Origin of the sequence: Paenibacillus sp. FSL H7-0350 (assembly GCF_038593195.1) — a bacterium.
GTDB lineage: Bacteria > Bacillota > Bacilli > Paenibacillales > Paenibacillaceae > Paenibacillus_AQ.
On the sequence record NZ_CP151972.1, the window covers coordinates 6,988,352 to 7,001,786 of the forward strand.

The window sequence follows — 13,435 nt, forward strand, 5'->3', positions numbered from 1 at the left end:
TAACTTATAATTTTAACAATATAGCAGCAGAGAATTTACATATGCCTCTTAAAGTTAAGGTATCAAAGACTAGGGAGGCATATATGAATATTAATAGTTCAAAGCGGATACTTAGTGCAATTATGGCGGCAATCATGCTGCTAATGACGTTGCCTGTATCTACATTTGTGAATGCTGCGGCAACTCCTGTATCTGTTGCGGAATGGGATTTCGCTGATCATCCGGATGCGACGAAGACCTTGACCCGCTTCCCGGCGACTGGCGGACTGGCGGCTGCCTCCACAGTGACGCTCTCGACTTATATGGGCGAGAATGGAATTGGCGGGGAAATATCAAGTTATACTAATTCCAACAGATCCATTTCAATAACCGGCTGGAATGCTGGCGCCGATACTAAGTATTGGACGCTGGCTTTTTCTGCTGCCGGATATGAGAATCTGAAGCTATCCTTCAATTCTTACGGCTCGGGCACCGGTCCGAGAGATTTCAAGCTGCAATACAGCACGGATAACATTCATTTCACAGATATTCAGGAGGGGGCTTATTCCAATGCTTCCTCCTATTCGGCAACCCCAACCAAGTCCAATCTGCCGCTGCCTGCAGCTATTGACGACAACGCGGCAGTAACCTTGCGCTTTCTGCAGACAAGCAATCTGTCGATCCGTGCTGGCACGGCAAGTTATTCCGCTGCCGAGGAAGTGGCAGCTGGAGGAACTTCCCGCTTGTTCAACATCTTCATCACAGGGGAGCAAAAAGCCGATTCCGATATTGTAGCGGCAGTTACGGCTGCTCCGGGTCAAGATTCAGAGGTTCCCGCGGGAAGCAAGGTGGAGTTATCCACTCTTACTGCAGGGGCAAGTCTGGAATACAGCCTGAACGGCGGAGCCTTGCAGACTATAGACGCTTCAACCGGTTCGGTGGTGATCGATGCTTTTAACCAGCCGGGCAATACGGCAGTCCTGAAGGCTAGAGCCTTGAAGAATACGAATAGCAGTGTTGAAAGAACGTTCACCTACACTCAGGCACAGACCAGACCGGTGTCTGCCAGCAGAACGGGAGCCATTCCCTCCGGCAGTACTATTGAACTGACCACACCAACGGAAGGAGCGGCCATCAGCTATATTTTGACCCGCAAAGCAGGCTTGCCGGAAGAGATTGTAGATGCAAAGGCAGCTTACAGCGCTCCAGTTACGTTAACAGCGGACATGCTTCCAGCCAAGATTGAAGCCTCGGCAGTAATGGAAGGATATAAGGATAGTGTTCCAGCAACGTACAACTATACACTTAAGGATGGCGGTACGGCGGCCAAGGTGTATTTTGGACAGCTCCATGGACATACCGTGCAGTCAGACGGCTCTGGCACGATGGAAGAGGCTTATGCTTATGCTAGAGATGTGGCCAAGCTGGATTTCTTTGCGCTCACTGACCACTCCAATTATTTCGATACCTCAAGTAGTCCTGTTGAGTATGAGGCAAGTGTTGCCAATGCTAAATGGCAGCAGGGACAATCAGCAGCGGCTGCGGCGGCAACGCCGGGTTTTGTTCCGTTTTACGGGTATGAGATGACCTGGGCCGGCGGCCCCGGGCATATCAATACTTTTAATACAGAGGGCTTCGTCAGCAGAAATAATAAAACCTACGCTTCGGGTGTCTCAGGCATGACCAACTACTACAAACTGCTTAAGAATATTCCCGGCTCCATTGGACAGTTCAACCACCCGGGACCAACCTTTGGAGATTTCAATACCTTCTCCAATTACGATCCTGAACTGAACCGGCATATGACGCTAATAGAAGTAGGTAATGGCGAAGGGGCCGTGAACTCCGGCGGATATTTCCGCTCCTACGAATATTACAATAATGCACTGGATAAAGGCTGGCATCTCGCACCGACCAACAATCAGGATAATCACAAGGGGCGCTGGGGTAACTCCAATACTGCCAGAACGGCTATTGTGACCGATGATCTCAGCAAGGAAGGCGTATATTCCGCTCTCCGTGAGCTGCGTGTGTATGCCACTGAAGATGAGAATCTGGAGATTAAATACACGGCTAACGGGGAACCGCTGGGATCAAGTCTGCCGGCAGGTATCTCTAAGCTGGATATCAATGTAGATCTGCTGGACCCGGATGTCACTGATCAGATTGGTCAGGTATCGGTGATCAGCAGGGGCGGTGAAGAATCGAATATCCAGAATTTCACGGCTAACCAGGCAAATTACGCTGTGACAATCGATAATCCGTCTAGCGGCTACTATTATATTCGTGTGGTACAAGCAGATGGAAACATCGCTGTAACGGCACCTGTATGGGTCGGCGAGGTAGAGAAGGCCGGAATTACTGCGGTGACCTCTTCGGCCAGCATGCCGGTAACCGGTGAATCGCTGGAGCTATCCACCGAGCTGTTTAACAATGAGGCTTCTGCGGCAACCATTCAATCGATTGATTACAGCATGGATGGTGTTAGTATTGCGGCCAAAACCCTTAATGCGCCAATCGCATCACTGGGTACATTAAAAGACAGTATCACGTACACGCCGTCAGTACCAGGCAGCGCGGTTATGGTAGTTACGGCAAATGCGGTGGTGAATGGAATCAGCAGGACGTTTATCGCCTCCCTGGAATTGAATGTCAGAGATGCTGCGAAGCTTGTCAATATTGGAGTGGACGCATCGCATCTTAATGATTATGTGGCCGGGAACTATGCGAATAGCATGACTAATTTCGCCAAGCTGGCGGAGACCTATGATATCCGTCTAGTAGACATTAAGGGCGGCCTTAAGCCGGAGAACCTGGATGGTCTGAAGGCATTGATTCTAACTCCGCCGAACCGAAAAGCTTCCCTCGGTGCGCTTGGTGAATATACGCAGGATGAAATTGCTGCGGTAAAGGCTTTTGCAGATAACGGTCATACTGTTATTGTCACTGGACTGGCTGATTATAACGACGCCAAAGGTGATCCGGCTCATCACGCGGCGTACCAGCAGAATCTGATTCTGGAGGCACTCGGCGGGAAGGCCCGGCTTGTAGATGATGAATTGATCGACAATACGAATTTCGTGCCTAGCCAGAATTTCCGGCTCCGGTTCAAAAATTACAACATGGATAGCCCATATACGTATGGCGTTAATCCGGCGCAGGAATATAGCTTCTACAGCGGTTCCTCGATCTTTGTACCTGAAGCGGATAAGGCGGCGGTGAGTCCTATCGTGATTTCTCATGCCACTTCGGAGAGCCTGGATTCAGATAAGGATGACCTGGGCGGCGAAGGGAATCCGGTAGTGAAGGGCAATATTCCGGCACTGACGGTTGAAACACTGGACAAGGGGGCCAAGCTATTTGTGGCTGGTTCCGTGTTCATGTCCAATTTCGAAGTGCAGGCAACGCTGGATAATGCTGCGGATCTTGGCTATAGCAACTACAATATCTCTCAGAATATTCTGAAGGAGATCGCACCCCGAACAGTAACACCTATTGCTGAAGTCCAGGCGGCAGCCACAGGGACGAAGTTTACCATTCAAGGCACGGTGACTTCGAGCGCAAGCGGATATGATCAGAGCACGGCATTCTTTGATTCGATCTATGTACAGGATGCTACAGCCGGTATTAACCTGTTCCCGGTCTCGGGTAATTTCCGCGCAGGACAGAAGGTGGAGGTTACCGGAACCGTAGGCGGATATCAGGGAGAGAAGCAGCTTACAGTAACAGAAATACAGATCATTGACAGCAGCATTCATGAGCTTGTCCCGGCCCGGGTCTCTACAGCGGCAGCAATAGCGGATTCTACCCGGGGCAGTCTTGTACAGGTAGAGGGTACTGTGAAGGCTGTAAATCTCGACAGTGGAAAAGTAGGGGCAATCATCGTGAATGACGGCTCCGGGGACGTAAGAGTATTTATAGACGGATACATTACCCCTGACGTACAGCTTGAAACGATTCAGCCGGGAGAGCGAATCTCTGCCATCGGCCTGTCTTCAGTGGATACGGTCGGTAAGCGAATCCGTGTGCGGGACAGAAATGAGATCAAACGGCTTAGCGGATCGGTGATGCACAAAATCGGCAGCTATTCCACGGGCTTCTCGGATCTGGAAGGCGGAGTTGCAGAGATTGTGAAATACAACAGTGACAATCAGAAGTTCTATCTGGTGAACGGCAAGGAGAAGAGCATTGATATTGTCAGCTTGAAGACGCTGGTCCCGGGCCAGGATAATCTGCTTACACTGGAGAAACGGATTGACGTAAGCAAGATGATTGACGGCTTCAGCTTCGGGGATATTACGAGTGTAGATATCAGCACAACACTGGATACTGTTGCTATAGCAGTACAGGAGGCGGATTACAGCAAGCCAGGTGCTGTGCTGCTGCTGGATTATAACGGGAAATACCAGACCCACTATATGACAGGGGTTCAGCCGGATATGGTGACCTTCACGCCGGATAACAAGTATTTATTGACGGCTGATGAAGGTGAGCCAAGACAAGGCTACAAAGAGCCTGCGGTTGATCCCAAGGGTTCGGTTACTGTGATTCATCTGCAGGAGCATACCGTCAAGATTGTTGATTTCACCAGCTTCGATAGCACGGAGGCTAGAAATGCACTGCTGGCGGACAATGTTATTCTCAAAAAACAAACTGCACCGTCCGTAGATTTGGAGCCTGAATATGCAGCGGTATCGGCGGATAGCAAACGTGCCTTCATCTCCTTGCAGGAGGCTAATGCCATTGCTGCACTTGATATTGAGCAGGGTGTATTCACCAGCATCAAGGGACTGGGCTTCAAAGACCACAGTGTGTCCGGGAATGGGCTGGACATGCGCAGAGACGGCAAAATTCAGATTCAGCCGGAGCCGAATGTATATGGAATGTATAATCCGGACGGGATTACCACCTACACTGCCGGGGGAAAGACATATATCCTTACTGCCAATGAAGGGGATTCCAGGGACTGGAACGGATACACTAACGAGAAGGATATCAAGCTGGGCAAAGGGCAGGACGGAAATGCTGATAAGGACATCAAACTGACAACCTTCGATCCTTCAAATTATGAAGTGGGTGCGGGCGGAACCGGATTTGTCAGCGGCAAAACCTATCTGTTCGGTGCGCGTTCCTTCTCCATCTGGGATGCAGACAACATGTCCCTATTGTATGACAGCGGAGCAGACTTTGAGCAGATTACCGCCAGACTGCTGCCGCAATATTTCAACTGGTCCAATGATGATTTCGTATTCGAGAAAAGAAGCGCAAAAAAAGGTCCCGAACCTGAGGACGTTAAAGTCGGCATCGTGGACGGTAAGCCGTATGCTTTTATCGGCCTGGAGCGGGTCAGCGGCAATATGATGTACGATATTTCGGATGTGAACGCCCCGGTGTTCTATGACTATCTGAATACAAGAGACTTTGAACATTCAGTGGATCAGTCGGGTTCCAAGCCGGCTTACCGGGTGGCCGGAGATGTATCTCCGGAAGGACAGACGTTCATCGCAGCCGATCAGAGTCCGACACGCTATCCGCTGCTGCTTGTGGCTAATGAGGTGTCTGGTACGGTATCCGTGATAGAAATTCCTAGAGGCTATTATACACCGCCGGTTGTTGAACCGACACCGACAGCGACGCCAACTACGAAGCCAACACCAACATCGACGACAAAACCGGATATACCGGCAGTGACGCCAACGATTAAGCCGGAGACCCCAACAGCAACCCCGGCAGCTACACAAACACCGGATCAGGTGTTTGTGCCCGTCAAAACAATTACTCCAACTTCTGCTCCAACGGCTACACCGTTAGCTGTGCAGACAATCATCACTGATACCGTTGCTGTATTAGCACCGTCTCAGAATGCCCAGACTCAAGAAGCAAGCTTTAAGCTTACGGCTGAGGCTGCCGCGAAGCTGCTGGACAACGCAGCAATGAGTGATAAGGCCGGCAAGCGGACGGTCGTTGAACTCCGCGGGGAGGCAGTCAAGGAAGCCAGGAAGCTGACAGTAGAGCTTGGGAGCGAATTTGTCAGCAGATTATCTTCCGGCACTCAAGCGGAGCTGAAGATTAATACCGGATTCGCTATTATTACACTAAGCCATTCTGTGCTGGATGCCATCAGTAAGGCTGCCAAGGGGGAAACGCTCCGTATTAGTGTAGAGCTGTCCTCGGTTAATATAGCAGGCAGCAGTGTTCAAGCACGGGTGGGCGGCAGACCCGTGTACGATTTCACAATTGGGGATGGTACCTCGGCGATTACCAGCTTCGGCGGTGAGAGGGTCCATGTGCAAATTCCATATACTCAGGCTGCTGGAGAGAATGCGAACGGGCTTGCTGCATACTATATTGACAACAACGGTGTTGCCATTCCAGTAACCAGCCGCTACAACACAGCGGCGAAAACGGTAGAATTCAAGACAAGTCATTTCTCTAAATTTGCCGTAGGCTATTATAGCGCCGGCTTTAGCGATATCGTGAACCACTGGGCCAAAGACAGTATTGATTTTGCAGCGGCCAGAGGCTGGTTCACAGGTCTTAGCAATCATAAGTTCGCACCGGATCAGACCTTGACACGCGGAATGATCGCAACGGTTCTGGGCAAAATGGCAGGTGCTGAACCCTCTGGAGCAGCTTCCTTCACCGATGTGGCGGGAAATAAATATTACTCGCCTTATATCGCCTGGGCAGCAGCCAATGGTATCGTACAGGGCACAGGCAATAAGAGGTTTGCGCCGGATCAGGCGGTGTCCAGAGAAGAACTGGCGGTATTGATCCGTAATTATCTGAATTATATGAAGCTGAAGCCGGAACAGACCGCTGGAGCTGTCAAGTTCACAGATGACAAGAGCATTTCCTCTTGGGCAGCTTCTGCGGTTACTGATATCCAGTCGTTCGGATTCATTAGCGGTAAACCGGGTAACCAGTTCGATCCTAAAGGAACAGCGACAAGAGCAGAGGTTACTGCAGTACTGAAAAGGCTCAATGACAGCAGCTTTGCTGATTAATTCACTTGCTGCTATAAGAATGTAACGGTTTTGCCAGGGCAGGGTGCCTCACGGGCTGTTGACACAGCCGGGGCACCCTGCCCTGCTGCAGGTTAAAGTTTTCTTTGAATATTTGACTATTTAGTTTTAGAATATAAAGATTACTGACTTCTAGGAGGAACAATACGTGGAACTTGGAATAAGCACCTTTGTCGAGACAACGCCTGACGTGAATACCGGAGTGACTCTAAGCCATGCGGAGCGGCTGCGTGAAGTGGTGGAGGAGATCGTGCTTGCGGATCAGGTAGGACTGGATGTATACGGCGTGGGTGAGCATCACCGGCCTGATTTTGCAGCTTCATCGCCTGCTGTGCTGATGGCGGCGGCTGTACCGCTGACGACCCGAATCCGCCTGACCAGTGCGGTCATGATTCTGTCCTCAGCCGATCCGGTGCGGGTATTTCAGGATTTCGCTACACTGGACGGAATATCGGGTGGCCGTGCCGAGATTATGGTGGGCCGGGGCTCGTTCACCGAGTCGTTTCCTCTGTTCGGCTATGATCTGAAGGACTACGAAGAGCTGTTTGACGAGAAGCTGGACCTGCTGCTCAAGCTGCGGGAGCCCGGCAAGGTGAGCTGGAGCGGCAAGCACCGTCCAGCCATAACGAATCTGGAGATCTATCCGCGTCCGGAGCAGAATCCGCTGCCCGTATGGATTGCGAGTGCGGGAACTCCGGAGTCTGCGGTCCGTGCGGGTACTCTGGGTCTGCCCTTTGCCCTGGCGATTATCGGCAATGTGAACCCTTCCGATTATGCCATGCATGTACGGCTCTACAAGGAGGCAGCAGCCAAGGCTGGTCATGATGTGTCCAAGCTTCCGATTGCCTCACACTCTCATGGTTATGTTGCGGAGACGGACGAGCTTGCGGTAGAGGGCTTCTTCCCGTCTACACATGCACGGACGAATGTCCGGGCGGTGGAGAAGGGACTCCCTTCTTATCAACGTACGGATTACGATGCCGCCCGCAGCTTTGACGGTGCTCTATATGTGGGGGACCCGGACACAGTTGCCCGCAAAATCATTCACCTCTACGAGCATGTAGGGATCACCCGCTTCTTGCTGCATGTCCCGCACGGCTCCATGCCGCATGCCCAGGTGATGCAGGCCATCCGTCTCTTCGGGACAGAGGTAGCGCCTAGGGTGCGGGAGGGCATTAAACGGCTTACGCAAGCATAGCTCCTGCTAGGGCAAGAGCATTACTGCTATGAAATTCTGCCTGAAATACAACATTCTCTCCACTAACCAGGACTTGATCCAAGATTGTTGCAGGAAAGGCAGCATTTCCCTCTCTTTTGTGCGGATTAGCTCGAGAAATCCTGTATATCATGCAACATCTCTCCTGCATACCCAGGTATACAGAGCTGAAAGTTGCAGATTCTGCAACACTTTAGATTTGTTGCGGTGACAGTAGCGATCAGCCGGTGATTATCAGGAGTAGTTTTGAGTTCTGAACTTCTATTCGGAATATACAGAAGAGGACCCTGCGGCACTAGGCCTGGGGTCCTCTTCTGTATATGAAGCTATGAGCTTAAATGAGCATGGATCTGATCAAGTAATCGAAGCCTCATAGATGGCCTGGATCGACGCAGCCAGGGTGCTACCGAATTCCTCTTCCGTCTGCTGATCGCTGAGACCCTGGGATAAGGCGCGGGAGAAGCTGGCAATCACTCCATGCTGGCGGGCCAGCTTCTCGTTGGCTTCAGCCTGGGTATACCCTCCTGAGAGGGCTACGATCCGAACCACATGGGGATCTGCGGCGAGCTCGCTGTATAAATTATCCTCTGTCGGGATCGACAGCTTAAGCATGACCTTCACGTCATCTGGCAGCTCAGACAAGCGTGCGGCCAGTTCCCGCTTCAGCAATTGCTCTGATTCCTGCTTGTCCTTGCTGAGGATATCTACTTCCGGTTCAATAATCGGAACCAGTCCGAAGGCGGCGATCTGCCGGGCCAGCCCGAACTGCTGCTGAACGGCCTGCCGGATACCCTCCGGGTTCGCCTCATGGATCACGGAGCGCATCTTGGTGCCGAAGATATGCTTGCTGACTGCCCGCTTCAGCAGGGCATCGAGGGCGGGAATAGGCTTCATGAGCTGGACTCCATGCTGAGGAGCGGCCAGTCCCTGGTCAATTTTGAGAAAAGGCACGACGCCCTTCTGCTCCCACAGATAATCGGCGGTATATTGCCCGTCTATAAGGCGGTCCATCGTGTTCTCGAACAGAATTGCACCGAGAATATGCTCGCTTGTAAAGGCGGGACTCTGAATAATGCGTGTTCTCATGCTATGAACCATGGTGTACATCTCTTCGTCCCCTGAATAACGGTCTTCCTTAATACCGTATTGCAGCAGCGCTTTGGGGGTGCTTCCTCCGCTCTGGTCCAGAGCAGCTATAAAGCCTTGGCCAGTGTGAATTCGGTCTAATTGTTCGGTATTCATGGTTAGGGTCATTCCCTTCTGCAAGATGAGATGGTTACTGTACCCTGTCTAGTATAGCACTTGCGCATAAGGACATACATCCGGGTCCGGCAGACCTTTCCATTTGTGCCTGAGAGATAGGGTATGTTACCTTGTTCAATAGGATGGTATGATAGAAAGTGGGGTGAATTTAACAATGACAAACGAAACAACCAATGACACCACGAATGAGCCGGTGAACGGTGAAGCGGAAGCTGCCGAGAAGGCCATGACCGAAGAGAACTGGAATGAGCTGCTCAAGGCTGTTTTTCATAACGGCATTGTAGCGCTCAAAATGAGCTTCAGCGATGTGGAAGGACAGGTGCTGAACCTGGACAACTACGGCCCGGTATTTGTATTCCGTGTAAAGGATAACGATAACGCTGATTATTACTGCGGCTTCTTCCTTCGTGAGCTGGCTGGCCGGTTCCAGTCCGGCAACAGTCCGGAGATCTGGATGGCGTCCTTCTTCCACGAGCTGATGAAGACCAAGGGAGGCAACTCCATGCCTAAGCCGCTCGCCAGTGAAGAGGAAGCCAAGGCCGCTGTCGACAATGTGCTGGTTCCGATGTGTATCGCCGCTGTAACAGAGGAGTTCGCACCGGAGCAGGTGCATGCCGGACTGGCCTGGAACGAGGAGCATGGACCGGTCTTTGAAGCAGGCTTCCCTGCAATCACGGACGGGAATAACGTATGCGCTATCCCGCTCCATCTGTTACTGACGCATATGCAGCTTAACCGTGATCCTTCGGAGCTGCTCGTACAAGGGATGTATAAGATCCGCGAAGAGCACGGACTCGAGTAGTACGGCAACAACTCTTTGCAAAAGCAGGAACCGCCTCCGCTCGGGAGCGGTTTTTTGCTGTGTTTAGGGCTGATGAGGCAGTGTCGTCCGAAGGCCAGCTGCTCCGTTCCGCCGGGTTCGCTAAATTGTCAAATTTCTGGTTCTTCCGGGAACCAAAAGCGATATATATGGGATGTAGCAGAAGAAGGCGCTACCATATTCATGTCCGAAACCGGTTGGGAAAGGTTTCAACTGCGCGAACGTACGCGTGCATTGAAATAAGGCTGGCAACTTTGAAACGCCAAAAGAGGAGGACGAAGATGTTTAGAAGAGGTAAAGTCTTAAGCTTGTTCATGCTGTTCGCGTTATTAATCGCACTGGTGCCTGCAGGGAGCGCAAGCGCAGCAACCTGGAATCTGGCCTGGAGCGACGAGTTCGACGGTTCTTCACTCAATACCGGGAACTGGACAGCCGAGATTGGCACAGGCACCGGGGGCTGGGGCAATAATGAATTGCAATACTATACTAACCGTTCACAGAATCTGAAGGTGACTGGCGGCAATCTGGTCATCACTGCGCAGAAAGAATCCTATGAAGGCATGAACTATACCTCGGCGCGGATCAAGACGCAGGGGCTTAAGAATTTCACATACGGCAAAATCGAAGCCAGAATCAAGCTGCCGTCCGGCCAAGGGTTATGGCCTGCGTTCTGGATGCTAGGCTCCAATATTAATACCGCCTATTGGCCGGCCTGCGGCGAGATCGATATTATGGAGCGGGTAAACAATAACGCTGCCGTTAACGGCACGGTGCACTGGGATGCAGGAGGCCATGCCGAATTTGGGCGGGTGTCAGGCAATCTGGACTTCTCTCAATATCATGTGTACAGCGTAGAGTGGGATTCCAAGTACATCAGATGGTTCGTGGACGGTTACCAGTTCAATGAATTCTATATTGAGAACGGAACCGGAAATACGGAGGAATTCCAGAAACCGTTCTTCCTGCTGTTGAACCTCGCGGTGGGCGGCAACTGGCCGGGTGCTCCGAATGCCTCAACCAGCTTCCCGGCGCAGATGCTGGTGGATTATGTGCGGGTGTATCAGGCGGGTGCTCCTTCGAGCGGAATTGTCAGCGGAGGGGTCTACACCTTGATGAACAAGGCAAGCGGCAAGGTACTGGATGTGACGGATGTATCTACAGCAGACGGAGCCAAAATGCATCAGTGGACTAATTACACTGCAACCAATCAGCAGTTCAGAGTGGAGAGCACAGGAGACGGCTTCTACAAACTTACAGCGATGCATAGCGGCAAACTGCTTGATGTGCCGAATGCTTCCACGGCCAGCGGAGTCCAGCTCCAGCAGGCGAATGACAACGGCAGCAACGCCCAGCGGTGGAGCATCGTCGATGTGGGCGGCGGATACTACAAGCTGATCTCCAAAGCCAGCGGGCTGGCCATGGATGTCTCGAACTCCTCTACCGCAGATGGAGCCGTCGTGCAGCAATGGACAGATAACGGAACCGATGCCCAGAAGTGGCAGCTTACCAAAATTAATTAGGGAGTGGAAGTTCCAAAGTCCAGATAAATAAGCAAGAAGCCCCGCAAGCCTGTCGGCTGGGCGGGGCTTCTTGCTGTAGTCTATTTCTTTGAGAACAGCTCAATGCTCTGCGTCTCCATAATTGGATTCCAAATGCGCGATACCGATAGGGTAAGCGGCTGCGGATAATCTGCAGCTTGACTGTCAAAAGATAAACTCATCTCATCAATTCCCGTACCGTCTCCAGAGATCATGGTGCCGCCGAAGTTGATTAGTGGCGTTTCCCGATTGGCTCTATCATGCACCTGGCCGTTCGCATCGGTGAATTTGTCGTCCAGCCCTGCACCGATGTACTCTGCCTGTACTGCCCCTTGCGAATCAGTATAATAAAACATGTTGGTCACCTTACGCCGGAGCAGAATCTCTTCCGCCGTTGCATTATGTTCTTTTTTGGAGGTGACCATTTCCCAATCGTCTGCCGGTGCTTCAATCACTTGCTGCTTGTTCAGATCGACCACAAATTTCATATGCTCCGGCTCCAGCGCCGAGATACCGGCAATTTTCAGCGAGATGGAGTCCGGCTGGTTGAGCCCGGTATACCTGAACACCAGCGTTGCCTGCGAGGAGTCTTTGTACACCTCGGAATTATTGGACGTGATTCTACCCGGATACACCAATTTCTCGGTTTGGCTCCCGGTTGTTGCGGTCAGAACAGGATTCAGCAGGCTGAAAATCTGTTTGGTGTTCGCCTTGTCATACTCCAGATCGACATAAGTATTGAACGGAGTATACTGTACTTGGTGCACTATAATCTGTTGACCGTCCACTGTAAGCGTGCGATTCACAGGCAGCGTGCGCACCTGGTCTTTGAAATCGTCTGGATCAAGCTGAAACGATACCTCCAGGCTGGTCCGATACTTGCTGCTGCTGGAAGCGAGCGCCTGTTCGGACGTTCCGGTGAGAATTAGAGTGAACTTCAGATCCTTGGAATCAGTGATGGAAGCAGGATAGTTGGTGGAATAAATAAAATTCTTGTTTTCGCCAGGCTGAATTCTGGATTCGCCACTGTTCGCTAATTCCAGGGCTGCGCCCCGATGCGGATATGGAACCTCGAAATCACCGAATTGAATTTTCGTATCCGCAGGAATAACTTCTTGATCCGTACCGTTGTGCACATTGAATAGGATATACACTTTACGGCCATCCGTGACGGCGCCATCCACATCCATACGGTATCCTTTGTTTGATGCGCTTTGACGGACCGGCTTTACCAGATTTCGTTCCAGGATGCCGCCAACCAGCCGGTTCGTTAATGGCTGTCTGCGATAGTCTGCAAAATCATTCCAGCTTGTGGTGCTGACCGCCTGCACTGAACCGCCGAGGACGGAATCGTCTGTACCTCCGGCCGGTAAGCCGATGGATGAGACAATCACAAAAATAGCTGCGGCCGCGGCTAATACAGCGCCGGCCCCATAGGAATAGAAACGCCGTTTGCTGCGTTTTTTCCCTTGTGCCATTCCACTGCGCATTGCATTATATATTTTCAATTCCTTAATCTCCTTTGCATGAAGATGGACCTCTTGTGCATCCTGTTTTAGGACACGCTCTTCTTTTGCTAACATTTCCTTCACCT

At 51.5% G+C, this 13,435-nt stretch carries 6 protein-coding genes; 4 read left to right on the top strand and 2 right to left on the bottom strand.

Annotated elements, in window-relative coordinates:
• Positions 1-83: 83 nt before the first annotated feature.
• On the top strand, positions 84-6,986 hold the full coding sequence (locus tag NYE24_RS31340; protein WP_342477498.1) for a choice-of-anchor I family protein: 6,903 nt from the start codon (positions 84-86) through the stop codon (positions 6,984-6,986).
• Positions 6,987-7,152: 166 nt separating this feature from the next.
• A complete protein-coding gene (locus NYE24_RS31345) occupies positions 7,153-8,202 on the top strand; it encodes an Atu2307/SP_0267 family LLM class monooxygenase (protein ID WP_342477499.1) in 1,050 nt (349 codons plus the stop codon).
• Positions 8,203-8,574: 372 nt separating this feature from the next.
• On the opposite strand, the gene NYE24_RS31350 is transcribed toward NYE24_RS31345, so the two are convergent.
• Positions 8,575-9,462 carry a fructose bisphosphate aldolase gene (locus NYE24_RS31350; protein WP_342477500.1) on the bottom strand — a complete coding sequence of 296 codons (888 nt, stop codon included), beginning with the start codon at positions 9,460-9,462 and terminating at the stop codon, positions 8,575-8,577.
• A gap of 175 nt (positions 9,463-9,637) precedes the next feature.
• On the opposite strand from NYE24_RS31350, the gene NYE24_RS31355 reads away from it, so the two are divergent.
• On the top strand, positions 9,638-10,285 hold the full coding sequence (locus tag NYE24_RS31355) for a hypothetical protein (RefSeq protein ID WP_036695922.1): 648 nt from the start codon (positions 9,638-9,640) through the stop codon (positions 10,283-10,285).
• 299 nt (positions 10,286-10,584) lie between these two features.
• Positions 10,585-11,823, top strand: coding sequence for an RICIN domain-containing protein (locus NYE24_RS31360; RefSeq protein WP_342477501.1), 1,239 nt, complete (start codon positions 10,585-10,587; stop codon positions 11,821-11,823).
• Positions 11,824-11,903: 80 nt separating this feature from the next.
• Here NYE24_RS31360 and NYE24_RS31365 read toward each other — a convergent pair whose 3' ends face one another.
• A complete protein-coding gene (locus NYE24_RS31365) occupies positions 11,904-13,424 on the bottom strand; it encodes a DUF4179 domain-containing protein (RefSeq protein WP_342477502.1) in 1,521 nt (506 codons plus the stop codon).
• Positions 13,425-13,435 lie beyond the last annotated feature (11 nt).

Excerpts from the sequence above, each read along its gene's own strand:
- NYE24_RS31340 (WP_342477498.1), top strand. The coding sequence starts at position 84 with ATGAATATTAATAGTTCAAAGCGGATACTTAGTGCAATTATGGCGGCA.
- NYE24_RS31350 (WP_342477500.1), bottom strand. The coding sequence starts at position 9,462 with ATGAATACCGAACAATTAGACCGAATTCACACTGGCCAAGGCTTTATA.
- NYE24_RS31355 (WP_036695922.1), top strand. The coding sequence starts at position 9,638 with ATGACAAACGAAACAACCAATGACACCACGAATGAGCCGGTGAACGGT.
- NYE24_RS31360 (WP_342477501.1), top strand. The coding sequence starts at position 10,585 with ATGTTTAGAAGAGGTAAAGTCTTAAGCTTGTTCATGCTGTTCGCGTTA.
- NYE24_RS31365 (WP_342477502.1), bottom strand. The coding sequence starts at position 13,424 with ATGTTAGCAAAAGAAGAGCGTGTCCTAAAACAGGATGCACAAGAGGTC.